The 18,447-nt window shown below is 69.5% G+C and carries 23 protein-coding genes and 1 tRNA gene; 10 read left to right on the top strand and 14 right to left on the bottom strand.

What is annotated here, in order from left to right; all coding sequences use genetic code 11:
• Nucleotides 1–91 precede the first annotated feature (91 nt).
• From ACQP2T_RS63005 to upp, 4 genes are all read right to left on the bottom strand, one after another.
• Nucleotides 92–622 carry a PH domain-containing protein gene (locus tag ACQP2T_RS63005; protein ID WP_225300974.1) on the bottom strand — a complete coding sequence of 177 codons (531 nt, stop codon included), beginning with the start codon at nt 620–622 and terminating at the stop codon, nt 92–94.
• On the bottom strand, nt 619–777 hold the full coding sequence (locus ACQP2T_RS63000) for a hypothetical protein (protein WP_225300975.1): 159 nt from the start codon (nt 775–777) through the stop codon (nt 619–621). Before ACQP2T_RS63000 ends, ACQP2T_RS63005 begins: the two co-directional genes overlap by 4 nt.
• A gap of 97 nt (nt 778–874) precedes the next feature.
• On the bottom strand, nt 875–1,099 hold the full coding sequence (locus tag ACQP2T_RS62995) for a hypothetical protein (RefSeq protein ID WP_225300976.1): 225 nt from the start codon (nt 1,097–1,099) through the stop codon (nt 875–877).
• A 128-nt stretch (nt 1,100–1,227) separates the two neighbouring features.
• A complete protein-coding gene (upp, locus tag ACQP2T_RS62990; protein WP_358534429.1) occupies nt 1,228–1,866 on the bottom strand; it encodes a uracil phosphoribosyltransferase in 639 nt (212 codons plus the stop codon).
• Between the two features lie 140 nt (nt 1,867–2,006).
• Here upp and ACQP2T_RS62985 point away from each other — a divergent pair, with 140 nt between their 5' ends.
• From ACQP2T_RS62985 to ACQP2T_RS62965, 5 genes are all read left to right on the top strand, one after another.
• Nucleotides 2,007–2,516 (top strand): tRNA adenosine deaminase-associated protein, encoded by a 510-nt coding sequence (locus ACQP2T_RS62985; protein ID WP_357655246.1) that lies wholly within the window; start codon nt 2,007–2,009, stop codon nt 2,514–2,516.
• A 16-nt stretch (nt 2,517–2,532) separates the two neighbouring features.
• Complete coding sequence (locus ACQP2T_RS62980; RefSeq protein WP_393474211.1) at nt 2,533–3,009, top strand: tRNA adenosine deaminase-associated protein; 477 nt, start codon at nt 2,533–2,535, stop codon at nt 3,007–3,009.
• A gap of 14 nt (nt 3,010–3,023) precedes the next feature.
• On the top strand, nt 3,024–3,461 hold the full coding sequence (gene tadA, locus ACQP2T_RS62975; protein WP_433520001.1) for a tRNA adenosine(34) deaminase TadA: 438 nt from the start codon (nt 3,024–3,026) through the stop codon (nt 3,459–3,461).
• Between the two features lie 10 nt (nt 3,462–3,471).
• Nucleotides 3,472–3,561 (top strand) — tRNA-Ser (locus ACQP2T_RS62970).
• Nucleotides 3,562–3,723: 162 nt separating this feature from the next.
• Entirely contained in the window at nt 3,724–6,969 is a 3,246-nt protein-coding gene (locus ACQP2T_RS62965) for a BTAD domain-containing putative transcriptional regulator (protein WP_433514092.1), read from the top strand.
• On the opposite strand, the gene ACQP2T_RS62960 is transcribed toward ACQP2T_RS62965, so the two are convergent.
• A complete protein-coding gene (locus ACQP2T_RS62960) occupies nt 6,954–7,655 on the bottom strand; it encodes a hemerythrin domain-containing protein (RefSeq protein WP_433514091.1) in 702 nt (233 codons plus the stop codon). The genes ACQP2T_RS62965 and ACQP2T_RS62960 overlap by 16 nt on opposite strands.
• A gap of 116 nt (nt 7,656–7,771) precedes the next feature.
• On the opposite strand from ACQP2T_RS62960, the gene ACQP2T_RS62955 reads away from it, so the two are divergent.
• Nucleotides 7,772–8,719 (top strand): hypothetical protein, encoded by a 948-nt coding sequence (locus tag ACQP2T_RS62955; protein ID WP_433514090.1) that lies wholly within the window; start codon nt 7,772–7,774, stop codon nt 8,717–8,719.
• Nucleotides 8,720–8,729: 10 nt separating this feature from the next.
• On the opposite strand, the gene ACQP2T_RS62950 is transcribed toward ACQP2T_RS62955, so the two are convergent.
• Nucleotides 8,730–9,626 (bottom strand): GNAT family N-acetyltransferase, encoded by an 897-nt coding sequence (locus ACQP2T_RS62950; RefSeq protein ID WP_433514089.1) that lies wholly within the window; start codon nt 9,624–9,626, stop codon nt 8,730–8,732.
• A gap of 170 nt (nt 9,627–9,796) precedes the next feature.
• Here ACQP2T_RS62950 and ACQP2T_RS62945 point away from each other — a divergent pair, with 170 nt between their 5' ends.
• Together ACQP2T_RS62945 and ACQP2T_RS62940 are read left to right on the top strand one after the other, a co-directional pair.
• Nucleotides 9,797–10,294, top strand: a complete 498-nt coding sequence (locus tag ACQP2T_RS62945) for a SigE family RNA polymerase sigma factor (RefSeq protein ID WP_433514088.1) — start codon at nt 9,797–9,799, stop codon at nt 10,292–10,294.
• Nucleotides 10,291–11,391, top strand: coding sequence for a CU044_5270 family protein (locus ACQP2T_RS62940; protein WP_433514087.1), 1,101 nt, complete (start codon nt 10,291–10,293; stop codon nt 11,389–11,391). The genes ACQP2T_RS62945 and ACQP2T_RS62940 overlap by 4 nt, the downstream gene beginning before the upstream one ends.
• 82 nt (nt 11,392–11,473) lie before the next feature.
• Here ACQP2T_RS62940 and ACQP2T_RS62935 read toward each other — a convergent pair whose 3' ends face one another.
• From ACQP2T_RS62935 to ypfJ, 5 genes are all read right to left on the bottom strand, one after another.
• Nucleotides 11,474–12,559, bottom strand: a complete 1,086-nt coding sequence (locus ACQP2T_RS62935) for an ABC transporter substrate-binding protein (RefSeq protein WP_433514086.1) — start codon at nt 12,557–12,559, stop codon at nt 11,474–11,476.
• Between the two features lie 8 nt (nt 12,560–12,567).
• The gene (locus ACQP2T_RS62930; protein WP_433514085.1) at nt 12,568–12,981 is read right to left on the bottom strand and encodes a TIGR03668 family PPOX class F420-dependent oxidoreductase; all 414 of its coding nucleotides are present in this window, start codon (nt 12,979–12,981) and stop codon (nt 12,568–12,570) included.
• An 88-nt stretch (nt 12,982–13,069) separates the two neighbouring features.
• A complete protein-coding gene (locus tag ACQP2T_RS62925; protein ID WP_433514084.1) occupies nt 13,070–13,519 on the bottom strand; it encodes a VOC family protein in 450 nt (149 codons plus the stop codon).
• A 59-nt stretch (nt 13,520–13,578) separates the two neighbouring features.
• Nucleotides 13,579–13,875: a type II toxin-antitoxin system VapB family antitoxin gene (locus ACQP2T_RS62920; protein ID WP_357937951.1), complete on the bottom strand. Its 297-nt coding sequence runs from the start codon at nt 13,873–13,875 to the stop codon at nt 13,579–13,581.
• Between the two features lie 48 nt (nt 13,876–13,923).
• Nucleotides 13,924–14,766 (bottom strand): KPN_02809 family neutral zinc metallopeptidase, encoded by an 843-nt coding sequence (gene ypfJ / locus ACQP2T_RS62915; protein WP_433514083.1) that lies wholly within the window; start codon nt 14,764–14,766, stop codon nt 13,924–13,926.
• 142 nt (nt 14,767–14,908) lie between these two features.
• Between ypfJ and ACQP2T_RS62910 the strand changes: the two genes are divergently transcribed.
• Entirely contained in the window at nt 14,909–15,550 is a 642-nt protein-coding gene (locus ACQP2T_RS62910; protein WP_357937945.1) for a LysE family translocator, read from the top strand.
• 261 nt (nt 15,551–15,811) lie between these two features.
• Nucleotides 15,812–16,528, top strand: a complete 717-nt coding sequence (locus ACQP2T_RS62905; RefSeq protein WP_433514082.1) for a CU044_5270 family protein — start codon at nt 15,812–15,814, stop codon at nt 16,526–16,528.
• Here the strand turns inward: ACQP2T_RS62905 and ACQP2T_RS62900 are convergent, their stop codons facing one another.
• Genes ACQP2T_RS62900 through ACQP2T_RS62890 form a run of 3 tightly spaced genes read right to left on the bottom strand, consistent with a single transcriptional unit; the run spans nt 16,529 to nt 18,359 of the window.
• On the bottom strand, nt 16,529–17,287 hold the full coding sequence (locus ACQP2T_RS62900) for a MauE/DoxX family redox-associated membrane protein (RefSeq protein WP_433514081.1): 759 nt from the start codon (nt 17,285–17,287) through the stop codon (nt 16,529–16,531).
• Between the two features lie 9 nt (nt 17,288–17,296).
• Nucleotides 17,297–17,896, bottom strand: a complete 600-nt coding sequence (locus tag ACQP2T_RS62895) for a cell wall protein (RefSeq protein WP_357655210.1) — start codon at nt 17,894–17,896, stop codon at nt 17,297–17,299.
• Between the two features lie 10 nt (nt 17,897–17,906).
• Nucleotides 17,907–18,359, bottom strand: a complete 453-nt coding sequence (locus ACQP2T_RS62890; RefSeq protein ID WP_357937936.1) for a hypothetical protein — start codon at nt 18,357–18,359, stop codon at nt 17,907–17,909.
• Between the last annotated feature and the right edge of the window lie 88 nt (nt 18,360–18,447).

Here is an 18,447-nt window from a genome sequence, read left to right as displayed (position 1 = left end):
CTCTCAAGGCGGGGAAGGGTCAACACTCCGCAATGATTGCATGAAGTGGCGCAATCGGGTATCCCCACGTGAAGAATTCCCCACGGCAGGATTAATCGTCGCTGTCGTCCTTGCTGGGGAAAAGCATCTGGCACACTTCGAGGTACAGAGTCTCCGGATACGGAATGTACTCGACTGTTGACAGTGCCTGATCCTGACCTGCGGATTCAAGGATGAACTCACCGTAACCGAGCATGCGCCCAAGGAGAGATCTTTGGAAGCTCATGTCGGTGACCTTGCCCAACGGCATCATCGCGACTTTGCGCGTGATGAGGCCCGTGGTGAGCAACATCCGCTTTGAGGTAACCACAAAGTAGTCGACCGACCACTCCGCGACTTTCCAAACAAAACGGATCAAGAGCAGAAGCCAGAGCCACCAGACGACGACGAGGGCCGTGCTGCTCCCCTCGCCGCCGAAAATCTTGCTGAGCAACCCGGCGATGATGAGGCCGCCGAAGACTTCGGCGACCGGGCGAAGCAGCACGGCTGGGTGACGCCGTACCATGATGACCTGTTGTTCGTGGGGGAGAAGGTAGCGGTTGACCGACGCCGGAGCAGAGTCCCCGTGGGTCACAAGTCTCATGCGAGGTTGTTCACAAATTGGGCCAGTGAGTCGGCCGCGTTGATCACGTTGTCGAACACTCCTCTGACCGCGTCAGCGGCATCGGTTGGTCGCGCGAACAGGTAGTACGCCACAAAAGCCATACCACCGTATGTGAGGACCTTTTTGACCTGCACTGTCGCCTCCGTACCACTTACCTACTCCACCCGCTCTCTACATTACCCACCCCAATGCCGGGGTAAAGGTAACTTGACGGGATAGTTTTGATCTTGCTTAGCCGCGTTCGCTGGCCACGAGAGCCAGGACGTGAAGGTGCTTGCGCGCGATCCGCTCGACGAGACTCGGATGGGCGTAGCCCGTGACCTCCAGCGCGCCGTAGTGCGCCGCTTCGACGCAGCGCGTTACGGTGATCGCGGAGTGGATGCCGACGAACTCCTCGCGGAGTGCCGTCTCCACGTCCGCGTACGGACTTGGCTCCGCCTCGGTGTGGTCGCTCACGACAACACCTCGGTAGCCGGAAAAACGCTCATCGCTGCTCCCCCCACGCGCGTGCGGAAGTTGCCTTCCTCTCACCTCATACCCACGAGACAACAGTATGTAACGAAGTGAGTGCGCAGCGTGACGAGTCAGACCACCCCGTACAAACGATCTCCGGCGTCACCCAGACCTGGAACGATGTAACCGTTCTCGTTCAGCCGCTCGTCGAGGGCGGCGGTCACGACGCGGATCGGCTTGCCGGAGTTGGCGAACACCTTGTCCATGTACGCCAGCCCTTCGGGCGCCGCGAGCAGGCAGATCGCCGTGACGTCCACCGCACCGCGGTCGAACAGGAACCGCACGGCCGCGGCCAGCGTGCCGCCGGTGGCCAGCATGGGGTCGACCACGTAGCACTGGCGCCCGGAAAGGTCGTCGGGCAGCCGGGTGGCGTAGGTCTCGGCCTGCAGCGTCGACTCGTTGCGGATCATGCCCAGGAAACCGACCTCGGCCGTGGGCAGCAGCCTGGTCATGCCGTCGAGCATGCCCAGACCCGCCCGCAGGATCGGCACGACCAGCGGATAGGGCTTGGCCAGCCGCACTCCATGGGCCTCGGCGACCGGGGTCCGCACGCTCACGTCCACGACCCGCACATCACGCGTCGCCTCGTACGCCAGCAGCGTCACCAGCTCGTCAGCGAGCCGGCGGAACGTCGGCGAGTCCGTCCGGACATCGCGCAGCGTGGTGAGCTTGTGCGCTACGAGAGGATGGTCGACGACGAGGGTTTCCATAAGGGACAACGCTATCTTGTGTGCAACGAACCGGCACGTCGCGTCATGGGTTTTGATCACAATTTGGTCGGAGCAGCCCACGGGGGGTGGCCGGGTCTGGAACGATTGGATCCCGTAGTGACCACGTCGTGGGGTGGACGATGACAGAAGAAGATGCGCTCGACTTCGCCATCGTGGTCTATCGCGAGGACGAGTGCTGGGACGCCGGCCTGCTGCCGGTCGCGCTGACGTCCGATCTGCATGGGCTGATCAAGGCGCTGCGCCAGCAGCCGAGCGAGAGCGGCACGATCGGCCTGGTCGCCGTGGGCGACGAGTTCTTCGTGGCGCTGCGCGTCCTGGGTGATCGCGTGGATGTCTTCCTGTCCGACATCGCCGCCTCCTGGGACTTCCCGTTGGCCGAGCAGGTCCTCGACTACCTCGACGTGCCGATCCCCGACGAGGAGGAGCTCGACGAGATCCTCCAGGACGAGGACACGGTGCTCCCGGCCGGCGATCTGTCCATCTTCGCGGATCTGGGACTCGACGAGATGGAGCTGGGCATACTCTCCGGCGACATCGAACTCCTCCCGGAAGACGTACTCTCCAGCATCGCCGCGCGACTCGGCTTCTCCGAGCCGTTCGAGCGGGCCATCGAATCGGTCTTCGGCTGACCCCTGGAGCACGGACATGGCGTCCAACACCTTCTCTGCGGCCTTCGTCAAGATCTCCGGCGGTTGGAGCGGCGCCGAGGTCGATCTCGGTGACGCCGAGATCGTCGACGACTTCGGCGACGCGGTGACCGAGGCCCTCGGCCTGTCCGGCGACGAGCTCGCCCTGCTCTGCGTCGAGGTGGAGGACGAGTGGTTCGCCATCGTCCGCTACCGCGGTGACGACGAGCCGCGGGTGTTCCTCTCCGACGCGCACGCCATCATGTCGGACACACTCGGCGAGCTGTTCGCGGAGTTCGCCGGGGTGGCGCCCGACAAGGACGGCAACGGGCTGGGCGTCAAGCCGTCCGGCGACTTCGACCTGCTCAGCGACCTGGGCGTGGGCTCGGAAGAGCTGCTGGAGCTGAGCATGGAAGAAGGCGTGCTGCCGGCCGACATCCTCTCGGTGATCGCCGAGCGGCTGTCCTTCGCCGACGAGCTCGACCGGTTGCGGTGAACCACGCCGACGCGATGCGCCTGGCCCTGTCCGAGGCCGCCGCGGCCGGCGCCCGGGGCGAGGTCCCCGTCGGCGCGGTCGTGCTCGGTCCGGGGGGCGAGGTGCTCGCGTCCGCCGGCAACTCCCGCGAGTCTTCCGCCGATCCGACCGCCCACGCGGAGGTGCTGGCGCTCCAGCAGGCCGCCCGGTCGCTAGGGGGGTGGCGGCTGAGCGGCTGCACGCTCGTGGTCACGCTGGAGCCGTGCACGATGTGCGCGGGGGCCGCGGTGCTGGCCCGGGTCGACCGCATCGTGTACGGGGCCGTCGACGAGAAGGCCGGGGCCGTGGGGTCACTGTGGGACGTGGTCCGCGACCGCAGGCTCAACCACCGCCCCGAGGTCGTTATGGGGGTGCTGGGTGAGGAATGCGCCGCGGTACTAAAGGAGTTCTTCGGCACTCGGCGGATCCGGTAAGCTCGTCGACGGTGGTGTCGCCTAGTGGCCGAGGGCGCACGCCTCGAAAGCGTGTGATGGGGCAACTCATCCGTGGGTTCAAATCCCACCACCACCGCCACCTATTGGGCCTCTGACCTGTCTGACCGGGTCAGGGGCCTTTTGCTGTGCAAGGACGCCACAGGCGGCTGAGAGGACTACCCCAAGACCGGGCCCCGCCAGGCTGACCGCCCGCCTTCCTCTTTGTCGTAAGATCAGGCGATTTCATGAGGGTGGTAGCGCTGTGGACATCCGTGTGCTGGGCCCGCTGGAGGTCGTCGGTGACGACGGGCGGCTGTGTCAGATCACCTCGCTGAAGCTGCGGGCGCTGGTGAGCGTGCTGGTGCTGGCGGAGGGCCGGCCGGTGGCCCCGGCGGCGCTGATCGACCGGTTGTGGGGCGAGGAGTCGCCGGCCGAGGCGATGGCGTCGCTGCACTCGTACGTGTCCAACCTGCGCCGCCTGCTGGAGCCCGGACGCCGGGCCAGGGCGCGGAGCCGGTCGCTGATGTTCGGGCCGGTGGGCTACACGCTGGCGATCGAGCCGGAGCGGGTGGATTCGACGCGGTTCCTGCGCCTGGTCGGGCAGGCCGAGCAGGCGGCCGAGCCGGCCGAGGCGGAGCGGTTGGCGGGCGAGGCGCTGGCGCTGTGGCGCGGTGAGCCGTACCAGGATCTGGACGGTCAGGAGTATGTGACCGCTGTCAGGGCGCGGCTCAGCGAGGCCCGGGAGCGGGCCCGCGAGCTGCGGGTGAGCGCGGTCATCCAGCAGGACCGCCACGGCGAGTTGCTGGGTGAGCTGGAGGCCCTGACCTACGAGCACCCCCTGCGCGAACGGCTGTGGGCGCTGCGCGCGCTGGCGCTCTACCGGAGCGGCCGTCAAGGGGAGGCACTGGAGACGCTGCGCACGGTCCGCCGGATCCTGGCCGAGGAGCTCGGCATCGATCCGGGCGAGGAGCTGCGCGCGCTGGAACGCGACATTCTCGACCAATCCCCCGCGCTGTCCCCCCACCGGCCGCCGCGGCCGCCTGAGCCGCGGGTGGCCGAGCGGGGGCTCACGGGCCGGGAGGAGGAGCTGGCCGCGCTGGACGGGCTGCTGGAAGCGGCGGCGGCGGGTCGCACGGGGTTCTCGCTGATCACCGGGGAGCCGGGGATCGGCAAGACGCGGCTGGCCGAGGCGTTGGTGAGCCGGGCCCGTGCCCGGGGTTTCACGGTCGCGGTGGGGCGGTGCGCGGCGACGGAGGGCGCGCCGGCGTTCTGGCCGTGGGTGACGGTGCTGGAGCGGTTGGCCGACACGCTGCCGCCGCTGCCCGCCGACGTGCGCGCGAACCTGCCCGGAGTCGGCTCCGCGACCGGGACCGATCCCGAGGGCGCGAGGTTTCGTACCTATGAGGCGGCGGCACGGGCGCTGACCGCGGGCCAGGTGCCGGTGCTGGTGGTGCTGGACGACCTGCACTGGGCGGACCGGTCCTCGCTGCGGCTGCTGAGCTACCTGGCCGGGTACGTGCTGGACGGCAGGCTGGTCGTGGTGGGCACGGCACGCGACTGGCCGCCGCCGGAGGGCGCGCTGGCCGAGGCGTTCGAGGCGCTTTCGCGCCGGCAGGCGGTGCGGCTGCCGCTGTCCGGCCTTTCGGCTTCCGAACTGGACGAGCTGACCCCGGCGGGCACGGACGTCCGGGCGCTCAGAGACCGCACGAACGGCAATCCGTTCTTCGTCACGGAGCTGACGCGTTACCTGGAAGCCGGATCACCGGGCCGCGGCACGCTGCCGCTGGGCGTGCGGGACGTCGTGCTCGGCCGGGTGAACCGGCTGCCCGAGCCGTCCGCCGAGTTGTTGCGGGTGGCGGCGGTGGCCGGGCGGGAGTTCGACGTGACGATCGTGGCCGAGGCCGCCGGGCTCGACCTGGACGCGGCGCTGGACCGGCTGGAGCCGGCCATGGCCGCCGCCCTGGTCGCGGAGGGGCGGCCCGGCCGGTTCCGGTTCGTGCACGCGCTGGTGCAGGAGGCGCTCACCGAGGTGGTGCCGGTGCTGCGGCGGGCCCGGCTGCACGCCGCCGTGGCCGCCGCGATCGAGTCACGTACCGGCGGCTCGGCCTCCGACCGGTTGGCCACCGCCGCGCACCACTGGTTCCAGGCGATTCCCGCCGGCCACATCGCGCGTGCCTGGCGGGCGGCGTGGCGGGCGGCCGAGGAGGCCAAACGGCTGCGCGCGTACGACGTGGCCGTCGAGCTGCTGGAGCGGGCCGACCGCGTGGCCGAGGACGACCCCGAGCTGGGCCCGGCCGAGCGGATGGACCTGCTGTTCGCGCTGGCCGAGGCCAGGTTCGGGGCGGGCGACTCGGCGGGACAGGAGGCCGAGCTGACGCGGATCCGCCGCCTGGCCAAGCAGGAGGGCGACCGGCGGCGCTGGATCGAGGCCGCGACCGGGTACGGCGGCCGCATCCTGCAGCCCTGGAAGGTCTACGGCGACTACGACGCCGATCTGCTGGCGGACCTGATGGAGCTGGCCGCCGACAAAGGGCTGGAGCCGTCGGCCCGGGCCCGGGTGCTGGCTTGCTTGGCCCTTCAGGCGTACTACCAGCCGGGGCGGGACCCTGCGGAGCGGGACCGGTGGAGCGCCGAGGCGGCGCGGCTGGCCCGCCAGGAGAGCGACGCGACGCTGCTCGGCCGGGTGCTGTTCGCCCGCTACTACGCGCTGCTCGATCCGGACTCGGTGCACCAGCGGCTGGACGCGGGCGAGGAGATGGCCCGCGCCGGTTTGGAGGCGGGCGACGACGAACTGCGCACGATCGGGCTCACCTGCCAGGGCGGCACGCTGCTGGAGCTGTGCCGGGTGCGGGAGGCTCTGGACGTGCTGGCCGAGGCGGAGCGGCTGATCGGCCGTACGCACATGCCGTACCTGCGCATCATGCTGAACTGGCTGCGGCTCGGCGTCATCATCCAACGCGGCGACCTGGAGGCGGCCGAGTCGCTGCTCGCGGCCACCGACGCCGAGCAGCGAGCGACCTCGATGTGGGGTGCGGAGTCGACCACGGCCGGCGCCACGTACCAGATCGCGCTCATGCGCCTGCGCCGCGGGACAGCGGATACGGCGGAGTCGCCGCTGAACATCTCGCACGAGCAGCTCGACCAGTTCAACCTGGACGGGTACGCCCACTACCTGGTGGCCGGCGGCCGGTTGGAGGAGGCGCGTGAGGCGCTCGGGCCGTGGGAGCGGCAATCGCCGATCCCACGGACGTTCGTCTACTTGTTCTGGCTGGTCGTCCGCTGCGAGATCTGGGCGGCGCTGGGCGACCGGCAGGCCTGCGCCGACCTGTACGAGGAGGCGTCCCCGTACGCCGACCGCATGGGGATCTCTGGACTGAGCATGCTGATGTGGCCGGTCAGCCGGTCGCTGGCGCAGCTGGCCGAGGCCCTGGGCGACGCCGAGGCGGCGCGGCGGCATGCCGAGCACGCCGAAAGCGTGGAGCGGGAGCTGAGTCACCCCCACAGATAGGACGCGCGCCGCCGGTATCGGCCCCCAACCAGGGTGCTGAGCAGCAGCAGCGGCCTGGGCGCGGTCTTGCGCACGTGGGCCTCGACGTCGGCCGGCAGCTCAGAGGTGATCCAGCCGAGCAGCATGATCAGCTTGCGGAGCCCGTACTGCTTCGTGAGCGTCTTGTGCATTTCCGCGTCCTCCTCCGGCATGATGTGGGCCATCATCAGCGGGATCCCATCGGTCTCCTCGTGCGCCAGGTGCGCCCCGAGGGTGTCGGCCAGCGCGCGCAGGGCGACCATGAGCCGGTCGCGCCCCTGCTCCGACGGGCCGGCGTCGAACGTCTGGAAGGCCTCGGTGCTCTCGCGGAGCCAGTGGTCGCAGGCCTCGTGCTCGGCCTCCAGCGCGTCGATCGTGCCGATCGCCTCCGGCGCCCGCTCCCGCAACCGCGGCCAGACCGTCTCGTCCTCGGCGGTGTGGTGGTGGTGCAGCACGAACAGCACCCACGCGTGGTGCTCGCACAGGGCGGTGACGCGCCGCCGGTCGCCGAGGCGGACCCGGCCGATCGCGGTGATCAGATGGCCGAGGTCGCGGCGGAAGCCGTAGTGCGCCAGGTACATGTTGGTCATGTCGAGCGGCCCCGGCGCGGCGGCGGCCTGGCCGGGCAGCGTGATCTGCGGCAGGTTCGGGTGTGCGGCGGTGCGCATGGTCGTACTCCTTCTCATCTTGGAGGGATGCCGGCATCGTGGCTCTTCGCTCTTGGGGGAGTCTGGAAGATCGGCCTCAAGTGGGGCCCAAGACCTCCTCATTAGCGTGTGCGGTCATGACGATCACGCTTCCCGTCACCACGTTCCGGAGTTCCGTGGTGTGCGCCTACACCTCGCTCACCCGCGACGGGCGGGCCATCACCTGGCCCGTCACTCCGTACACCGGCCCCCGCGGCACGATCGACGTCAGCACCGGCCTGACCTATCCCGACAAAGCCGAGCGAGCGCGCCGCGATCCCCGCGTCGCCTTGCTGTTCGAGGGCGATCCGGTGGTGCTGGTGCAGGGCCGCGCCACGGTCCGCGACGCCGACCTGCAGGCCAACACCGACCGGTACGTCCGCGACTCCCAGGTCAAGATCCCGGACGCCTTCGCGGGGCTGCCGTGGTTCCTGGTCAAGCGCTTGACCTGGTATTTCGCGCGGATCTACGTCGAGGTGACCCCCGAGCGGATCACCTGGTGGCCCGGCGGCGACCTGACCCGCGACCCGCTGACCTGGACCTGCCCGCCCGGCACCACGGTCCCCGCCTCCGACCCGGCTCCGTCGGGTCCCCGCCTGCCCGGCCGCTCCGCGCCGCCCGCCGACTGGCGCCCGTACGCCCGCCGGGCCCGCGACCTGGGCCGGCCGATCGTGTCGACGGTGGCGGACGGCCGGCCCGTGTCCGTGCCCGCACGTGCCTTCTCGCCTACCTCGATCGGGTACGAGCTGGACCTGCCGGCCGGTGTGGCGGCCGTGCCGGGGCCGGTCTGCCTGACCTTCCACCGGCACGATCCCGGCATGCGATGGCAGGAGAACGTCGTGCTGCTCGGCACCGCCACCGCCCAGGGCGACGACCGGCTCAGCGTCGCGATCGAGCGCGCGCTGCCCGACTGGAGCCTGCCCGAGGACCGCCGCCTGCGGACCCGCTCCTTTCTCCGCCACGGCAAACAGCTGAGGCGCCGGCTCCGGGCCGAGGCCGCCCGCCGCGCTCAGCCGGTGCCGAAGATTCGCCTCCCGATCCGCTGACGCGGGACCGTCATTCGTAGCGGGCCCGGCGGGCGATCACCTCGAATCCGAGGCCGCGGAAGAGCGCCGCCGAGGCCGGGTTGTTGACGTTGACGTCCAGGAAGACCTCCGTCGCGCCGCGCGTACGCATGCGGCCGAGCGCGGCGACCGCCAGCGCCCGCGCGAGCCCCCGCCGCCGCCACGCGGGCACGGCGCCGACCTGGATCAGGAACCCTTCCGCGCACGCCACGAAGCCGGCGGCCCCGCCCGCTCCGCGTGCCACCAGCGAGCACTCGGGCAGGAACTCGTCGTCGACCAGCCAGTCCACCCACTCCTCCCGCGACCAGCCGGGAAAGCCGGGACGGTCGGCGAAGGACGCGGAGTAGGCCTCGTAGAAGGCCCCTTCGGTGTCCCGCGACCATTCCTGGACCTCCAGCTCCAGCTCCAGCTCCAGCTCCGGCGGCAGCGGTCGGCTCAGGTCACGCCGGTAGACGTCCTCGGCGAACGTCTGCCGGAGCCCGCGCGAGAGAAACAGCGCGTGGGCCTCCGGGGTCACCGACTCGGTCTCCAGCCGGACCCGCCCCGGCTCCCCGATCAGCCGAACCGGCCCCGCGTCCCCGATCAGCCGGACCGGTCGCGCTTTCGCGATCAGCCGGTCCAGCAGGCCCGACCCCAGCCCTTGCCCCCGATGCCCCGGGTCGACCAGACCGGTCGCCGCTGACGCGTCGCCCACGGGGCGCACGGCCCCGCAGGCCACCAGGCGGCCGTCGGCGAACGCGCCCACCGCCGTCCCCGTGGCGTACCTGCGCTCCAGGAAGGGCGGGGACGCGGTCGCCTGGAGCCCGCCGTCGTGCGCCACGCACCGCCGTGCGAGATCGGCGATCGCCGGCATGTCGGCGGGGGACAGCGCGGTCCACTCAAGGGCCACCGTCGGCTCCTCTCAGGTGCGGGTGACGGAGTATGTCATCTTGTCGGAGGACATGACGCTGGGTACCCTGCCAAACTGCTCACCCTCCATTTGACGTGTGTCCCAGGCGGACGCGGAAACAATCCCGCACTTCTGCCAACCTTTTTCCGGTGCCTCCGCGTTGAGGCCATGTGAGTGATCCAACGGAAGACGCCGCGTACGCCGCCTTCGCCGAGGCGGCCTGGAACAGGCACATGGCCGTGGCCGTCCTGCTCACCGGCGACCGCCACCGGGCCGAGGAACTGCTCCAGGACTGCCTGGTGCGGCTGTACGTGCGATGGCGACGCGTAGGTCCCACCGACCCGCATGCCTATCTGCGCCGCATGCTGGTCAACGGGAATGTCAGCTGGTGGCGGCGACGTCAACGCGAACTGCCCACTGCCGACCCGCCCGATCACGCCGATCCTCGGTCCGGGCCGTACGAGCCGCACGAGGATTTACGCCGCGCGCTGCTCACCCTGCCGCGCAGGCAGCGCGCCATCGTCGTGCTCCGGCACTACGAGGACCTGACGGAGAAAGCGGTCGCGGCGGCACTCGGCTGCACGGTCGGCACAGTCAAGAGTCAGCACTCCAGAGCGATGGCGCGGCTGCGCACTGCTCTGCGGGACAACCAGGAGGCAGCGCGATGAACGACGAGCATGAAGAGCTCGCACAGGCCTTGCGGACTCTCGCCCAGCGTGAACCGGTCCCGCCCGCGCCGGTGTCGGCTCTGGTACGCCGGGGACGCCGGGCCAGGCGGACCCGTGCCGTGGTGGGCGCCATCGCCGGAACGGCCATTGTCTCGGCAGCCATCGTGGTGGTTTGGGGCAGCGGTGGAGTCGTCCCGGCCGGAGGCCCGCCATCGATTGCCAGTGCGCCGCTCTCCGGAGACGGTTCACGTTCTTCGCATTCTCCCCGTACGCAATCCCTGGACGCCCGGTCCGTCCTGCTGGCCGCGGCCGAGACCGCCGCCCGCGAGCCGGCCACGTCAGGCCCCTACTGGTACACCCGGCAACGCACCTCCCAGCCGGCGCATTATTTCGGGAAGAAACTCAAGAAGCCGCAACGGCAGAAGACCCCCTTCTCGGCGACCGTGGCGAGTAGCCAGGACAGCTGGTACGCGAGCGAAAAAGGCGCGCCCAGCCGAACCGTGACGGGTCAGGACCCGAAGGTCACCTTCGCTTCCTCGGGAGACGAGGCGAAGTGGAAGCGACTGGGCTCGCCCGCCCTGGCCGAAGAGAAGCCGTCGACCAACGACTACGACATGGAACTCCACTTCCAGATCGGCAACCACAACTTCACGGTCCGGCAACTGCTCAAGCTGCCGACCAGCAAGGACAGGCTGGAGAGCCAGTTGCGGCGGCTGTTCGACGAGGAGTCCGAAAGCGACTGGTGGCCCGCCAAGCCGGAGTTCACCGACTATGTGTGGTCGGCGGCGCAGGACCTGCTGGCCGGTCCGATCAGCCCTGGGACTCGCTCCGCCCTCTACCGGCTGCTCGCCGAACAGCCCGGGATCAAGTCGCTGGGAGAGGTCACCGATTCGCTGGGACGCGCAGGGGTCGCCCTGGCGCGGACCACAGCGGGCAATGGGGACGGTGCGGGCGAGTCTCGACTGATCGTGGACGACGACACGGCGGAGCTGCTCTCCCACGAGTTCCGCGACCAAGGGCAATCGACGCCGACGCTGCAGGTCACGTACGAGGACATGGGCTGGGCCGAGGCCCTGGGTGAGCGCCCGCAAAGCTGACTTTCGGCTGAGGCCAGGCCGAGCGAGGACGTCGCTACGGCGGGAGCTTGACGTCACGATGGCGGGGCCATCGGCGCCCCTGTTATGGCGGGACCTTGGGGTGGCGGGGCCTTGACGTCACGATGGCGGGGCCTTCGGCGCCCCACCTGGTGAGTGCCGTCTGGTGCCCGATCTGGGCACCCGTGCGGGGATCCACCTTGAAGGTGCCGAACAGGGTGGTGGTCTCCAGCGTCGTGGCGGCGGACCACAGCGGCTCACGGGCCGTGCTGACGGCTTGCCGGGCGCAGTGCGTCGCGATGATCGCAGCGGCGACGGCCTGTACGGCTGGATAATCCGGGAGCGAACCGGTGCGCTCCCGGTAGGCGACCAGGAAGTCGTCCTCGGCGATGGACGACAGCGCGACGTGACCGCCTCTGCCAGGAAACCACTGCCCGACACCGTAGACGCCCAGAGGGTTGTCGACGGCCTGGCCGAACTCGCGAACGCCCGCTGCCACTGCGCACACCGCCCGCGGGGGCGCCGGCAGGGACTTGGCGCGGTTGACCGTCTCCACGTCCTCCTCGAATGAACCGGCGCAGAAGAGATCCCAGCCCTCCTCGAATGAGCCGGAGCGGAAGGTGTCCCAGTTCTCTTCGAGCGAGCCGGTGTAGCCCTCCGGTGTGCTTGGGCGGCTGCGGATGGTGTGTATCCCGAGGGCGCGCGCCAGGCGCTCGGCTCCGTCGGCGACCTGACGGCCGAAACGGCCCTTGCCGGGGACGATCAGGAGCGGGTGGGGATCCTCGCGGGCGGCGAGGTGCCGGACGAAGGGCTCCGCGTAGCGGCTCGCCGGCGTCGGCACGGACACGACGTGGCCGGGGTGGGCGGTCTCCACGTCGTCGCCCGATCCGCCGTGGTTCCAGATCAGGCGATCCAGGGCCGTGGCGACGGCTCCCGCTCTTCGCATGAGGATGGTCGAGTAGGGGCCGAGCAGGAGGTCGCACTCCGCCGACAGCCTGGGGAGGAGGGCGGCCAGCCGGTCGGGATCGCCGCCGTCGTCCTCGATGAGCAGGTCTGCCGCGCCGGTCGTGGACCGCCAGATGTCCAGGGCGAGTCCGGCCTGCCTGCCGAATCTGGCGTACTTGCCCGACAAGGACAGGCAGGCGCCGAGCCGAAGGCGGCTGTCGGACAACGTCCCTCCTACTCGTCGTAGGCCCAGCCGCTCCACCGCTCGACGGTGATCGCGACCACCGGACCTGTGGGGCGTCGCGCCACGTATTGGTCGTAGCGTGCGGCCAGCCGGTCGAGCCACTGGCCGCGTGTGACGTCGTCTTCGACGAGCGCGGCCGTGCCGTCGGCTCGTGCCCACCACAGGCGCCGCCAGTCGTCGGCGTAGTGGTCGACCAGGACGCACACCCGGTTGTCGCCCGCGATGTTGCGAAGTCTGCGGAGGTCTGTCGTCCGTTTTGGTTTGTCGTCCACAGCGAAGGCGATCATGTCGCCGTCCACAGCGAAGACGATGGGCACCAGGTGCGGTGCCCCTTGCTCGTCTACGGTGGCCAGCCTGGCGCTGCGTGCTGCCAGGAACTTCGCTCGGGCCATGGCCTCGTCCATCGCACCAACTCTCAGCCGGACGGCGTCTCAGGCGCCCTCTGAGACGACCTCCTGAGACGGCCCCTCAGCTGATCTCTCAGCCGACCTCTCAGACGACGTCGAACTCGTTGCCTTCCGGGTCCGTCATCGCCACCGCGTAGTGGTCCATTCCGGGCTCGGCGAGCACGCGTACGACGGAGGCGCCCGCGCTGACCAGCCGCGCCACCTCGGCGTCCACACGCTCTCTGCGGATCGCCAGCGGGACCTCCTCCCGCTTGCCGCCCACCTTGATGTCGAGGTGGAAGCGGTTTTTAACCACCTTGCCCTCAGGCACCTGCTGGAACCAGATCCGCGGGCCCCCGCCCTCCGGATCGACGATGCTGTCGGAGCAGTCTCCGTCGCCGAGCTCCTCATCCGGCACGCCGACGCTCTGCCAGTAGTCTCGCCAGGTGTCGAAGTGGCCCGGCGGCTCCTCCAGCTCATAGCGCAAGCCGTCGGCCCAGAAGCGCGCCAGCCGATCGGGGTCGGCGCAGTCGATCACCAGTTGAAAAGAGACCATGGAGGCATCCTGCCGGACGGGTCCGACAATTCTTTCCCAGCAGGACTCTCCAGGGCCCGTCAGCGGGGCATCTCCAGGACTCGGGCGTGCAGGATCGATCGCTGGTGCAGGGCCGCCCGGAGCGCCCGGTGCAACCCGTCCTCCAGGTAGAGCTCGCCCTCCCACTGCACCACGTGCGGGAAGAGGTCGCCGTAGAACGTGGAGTCGGCGGCGAGCAGGGAATGCAGGTCCAGCATGGCCTTCGTGGTGATCAACGAGTCGAGCCGGACCTGCCGTGGGGGGATCTGCGCCCACTCTCTGGGCGTCAGACCATGGTCGGGATAAGGACGTCCGTCACCGACAAGCTTAAAGATCACCCCAACGATTTTAGGAGAGAATCCGATTACTCGTGTTCTGCGCCGCCGTTATACAAGATCGGCCTGTGCGCATTTGGCCGGGTCGCCGATCTTGTAACCGCGATTCAGGGCGCTGACGCGTTGCTCGGAGCTGCCGTGCGTGAACGACTCCGGGTCGATCCTGCCCTGCGTACGCTGCTGGATCCGGTCGTCGCCGACGGCCGCCGCCGCGTCGAGCGCCTCGGCCATCTCCGTGGTGGTGAACGGCTTTTCGTAGAAGCCGGTCTCGACGGCGTGCTTGGCCCACACACCCGCGTAGCAGTCGGCCTGCAACTCCGTCGCCACCGAGTTGCCCTGGGAGAGCTCGCCTAGGAGGTCCTGGGCGTGATGGCCGTACTCGTGGGCGATTACATAAGCCTGTGCGAATGGGCCGCCTTTTGCGCCAAATTGGCTTTGCAACTGGTTGAAGAAGCTCAGGTCCAGGTACACGCGCTGGTCGCCGGGGCAGTAGAAGGGGCCGACCGCCGAACTGGCCGCGCCGCAGGCGGTGCGCAGGCTGCCGGAGTACAGGACGGTCTTCGCCGGGCGATAGTCGGAAATCTGGGTCTTCCAGTAGTCCTGGATGCTGTTGACCACGCCGACGACCCGGCATTTCTCCGACTGGTCGGCGTCCTTGCCGGTGCGGCACTGCTGCGACAGGTTCGAGGACGGCTGCCGCTGTTGCGGTGGTTGGTCGGTTCCGCCGTTCAGGTTGTTCAGGACGAAGACGATGACGAGCACGATCAGGCTGACGATTCCGCCGCCGCCGATGACCATGCCGCCCGGGAACCCGCCGCCACCCCCGCCGCCGCCACTACCGCCAACGTCCTCCACCTGTGAGGAATCGAGGTTGGCGTCGTCCCTGAAGTCCATCGCTGAGGTCCCTTCTCGGGTGCTGCTCGGATGACAGCTTCCCGAAAGGGGCGTATAGATGCCACTGGTGAACCTCTCATACCCGTGCGCTTACGCAGAGTATTCACAGGTGGCCGGGCGCAATGTCCGCTAATCTGCCCATATGACGGGTGGTCTGCTGGGAATCGCGTTGGTGTCGCTGGGCATGGTTCTCACCCCTGGGCCGAACATGATCTATCTGGTGTCGCGCTCCATCACCCAGGGCCGCCGGGCCGGCCTGATCTCCCTCATCGGGGTGGCGCTCGGGTTCACCGTCTATTTGACGGCCACCTGCCTGGGCCTGACGGCGATCTTCGCGTACGTACCCGCCGCCTACACCGCGCTCAAGCTCGCCGGCGCCGCCTACCTGCTCTGGCTGGCCTGGAACGCCGTCAAGCCCGGCGGCACCTCCGCCTTCGAGCCGCGCGAGCTGGCGATCGAGCCGCCGCGCAAGCTCTTCGCCATGGGCCTGCTCACCTGCCTGCTGAATCCGAAGATCGCGATCCTGTACCTCTCGCTGCTGCCGCAGTTCATCGACCCGGCCATGGGGCACGTGCTGCTGCAGAGCCTCGCGCTCGGCTCGGTCCAGATCCTCATCGGCACCCTGGTCAACGCGCTGATCGCGGTGTCGGCGGGCACGCTGGCGGCCTTCCTGGCCGGCCGCCCGCTCTGGCTGCGGATCCAGCGGTACCTCATGGGCACCGTGCTCGCCGGCATCGCCGTCCACCTCATCGCCGACCGCTCCAAGGCCCTCGCGCCGGCATAGGCGCGCGTCGCCTCAGGCCCATCGGCCCCAGCCGCGCGGCTGAGCTCGGTGGGCGATATTTCGGGAACCGGGTGGCCTCCTGGCGGCAATTACTCGTGTCATGACAGACACCCGAGAGGCACGAGATGCGACACGAGAGCCGGACGGGCACACCACCCTGGCCCGAGGCCGTGGAGACGGCCGACGATGCCGCGGTGATCGCCCGATCTCCGCCCGCGCTGGGGTCTTGCCCTGGTCGCCTGTGGTGTGGCCGCCGCCGCGGTGACCGTGACCCAACTCGGCGGCGCCGAGCAGCCGGTCAAACTGCGGCAGCCCGACGCGATCGGATTGCTGGAGAACGCGGCCCTCGTCGCCGCGCGTACCAAGGCCGTCGAGATCCGCTCCGACCAGTGGTTCTACCTCAGAGAGTCACAGCACATGGGCGGCAACATCCCGGACTTCGAGCACTGGAGCCGGATGGACGGGGCGAAGGACGCCGTACGGGTCAAGGGCAAGCTGAAGATCGGAAACGGAGAGAAGGGCCCGACGAACCCGGGCAAGACCGCACAGGAACTGGAGGCCCTGCCCGCCGATGCCGATGAGCTGCTGGCGCACTTCCGCGGGCTCAAGGAGGAGCGGTATCCGATGTCCATCTGCCAGCCCGCCTGCCCGGAAGGCTCGCTCCCGGACGTCAACGCCTTCGGGGCGATCGGGTGGTATCTGAAGTTCGGGCCGATGATCCCGCCGGACAAGGCGGCGGCGATGTACCGGGCCCTGGCGAAGATCCCGAACGTCACCGTCCAGGAGAACATCTCGGACGGTGACGGTCGCAAGGGGATAGGCGTCGTCCTGGACCTGGGCGAGGCGGGCAAGGGCACGTACATCCTCGACCCGGAGGACTACCACTACATGGGCATCAAGGTCGAGCAGGACGGCGAGACCCGCTCCATGTCCGTGCTGGGCTCGGGGATCGTCGATCAGCCCGGTCAGACGCCCTGATCAGGTGAGCGCGACGCGGACGGCCGAGGGGTCGGCTCCGGCAAGGGGGATGGAGAAGACGGCCGTCCGCTCGCGCGCCCCATACACCACGAACCGCAGGCCGTCCTCGTCCCACACGTCCTGTACGTCCGAGGTGAGCTGCGCGGACGCCGAGCAGTACGCGGGGCTGAGGTAGAGCAGGTGCAGCGAGACCTCCAGCGGGATCTCCCCTGGTGAGCGTACGGCCAGCGGGCGGCGGAGCCGTACGAGGAGCTGGCGCAGTGGGCTCAGCCAGAAACGGTCCAGCTCCGCCGAGAGGCCCAGCAGGGCGACGACCTCCACCAGACCCAGCGCGACGAGCGGGAGATCCAGCGGGTAAGGCCCTGCCCAGATCGCCGCGACGCCCGCGACGCACAGCAGCCCCGCGCGGGCGAAGGCACGCAGGTCCACGGGATGGGAGTGCGCGCCCAGGCAGCCGCACGACGACGTGGGCGCGGCCGCGTACGCATAGGCGAGATAGGCGAGGAACCCCGCCGAGAGCACGGCGGCGGCCGCGCCCTCCTCAGGGGTGGCGGGCGGTAGCAGCAGCGCGGCCGCCACCGCGAGCTCCACCACCCCGACGAGGCGGAGCGTGGGGACCGCGCGCGCCGAGCCGACCAGCCGGGCCAGTGCGGTCCGTCCGGCTTCCGCCCGCATTCGACGGCTGAACAGTTTCATCAGGGCCGCCCAGACGAGGAAGAGGGCGATCACGTACGGCTGAAGCGCGGCGATCCCTTGCATGTGTCGCTCCTAGTGGGGGGAGAAGACGGTGGCGATGTCGACCTCGTTGGTGTCCGGTCGCCACGCGCCGAGGATCTGCACGTGCTGGCTCACCCGCAGCATCGACAGGTCCGCGGACGGCGGTGACTCGGAGTGGACGGCGACCGACTTGCCCGACACGACGTGGCAGAGGACCTCTTGGCCGTTGTGGTCGAGGTGGATCTTGTCGCTGGTGATGTTCTTGATGTGGCCCTTGATGTTGACGATGTTGAGCCACACCGACTCGGCGGCGAGCACCCCGTCGGGCATCCGCACACCTCGGGCGTACAGGCCGTCACCCGGCTTGGCCTGGTCGAAGGGGACGGGCCCCAGCTTCCAGAGGCTCGTGCCGTCCACGACCCGGATGTTGTGGAAGACCATGTTCGAGCCCAGGACGAGGAGCGTGTTGTCCTTGATGGAGCGGATCCGGCCCTCGGCGAAGTTGGGGTCGACGGTGCCGGGCTCCACTTCGGGCGCCCTGGCCGTGGCGAACGCCGCCTCCGGGCCGAGCGAGCCCAGCGCGGTCGCGGCGACCACGCTGGCCCCGCCCCCGAGCAGGGCGGACTTGAGCATTTGCCGTCTACTGGTCATCGTCAGCTCCCTAGGGGGTCGAGATCTCGCAGGGCCTCAGGCCGGCGGAGAGGCTGGCGATCTTGCTGTAGGCGGCCGGGGTGAGGTCGATCAGGCGGTTGCTGGCGCAGGTCGCGCCGCAGCAGCTCTTCTCACCGCAGAACAGGTCCGTCTGGGGGCCGCAGTCGGCGATGGCGGTGACGACGCTGGTGCCGCTGCAGAGCGCCGTGATCTTGTGCTGGAACCCGCAGGTCCGCCGGGAGAGGCTGACGCCGCAGGTGTCGGGGTGGGTGATGGCCAAGCAGGCGTCGGAGGTGTTGGGCCAGGCGTGCTGGAGGCTGCCCGAGTTGCAGGTGCCGCAGGCGCCCTTGCCGGTGGTGCTGCACGGTCCCCAGGCTGTGCCGCAGCAGAACCAGGAGACCTCTCCTTGGACGGAGGCGTATAAGTCGATGGGTGGGGGGTCAGTGGGCTGGCGGCGCACCATGCGCGTCCTCCTTGGGGTGGGCTGTGCAGGGGGTCCCCCGATGAGGTGGTGAAACTTTCCGACTTGATCCATCAAAACATGTAAGTAT

Origin of the sequence: Nonomuraea sp. CA-143628, assembly GCF_050942315.1 — a bacterium.
In the GTDB taxonomy this organism is placed as follows: Bacteria; Actinomycetota; Actinomycetes; order Streptosporangiales; family Streptosporangiaceae; genus Nonomuraea.
This window is presented reverse-complemented; position numbering and strand designations above follow the sequence as displayed.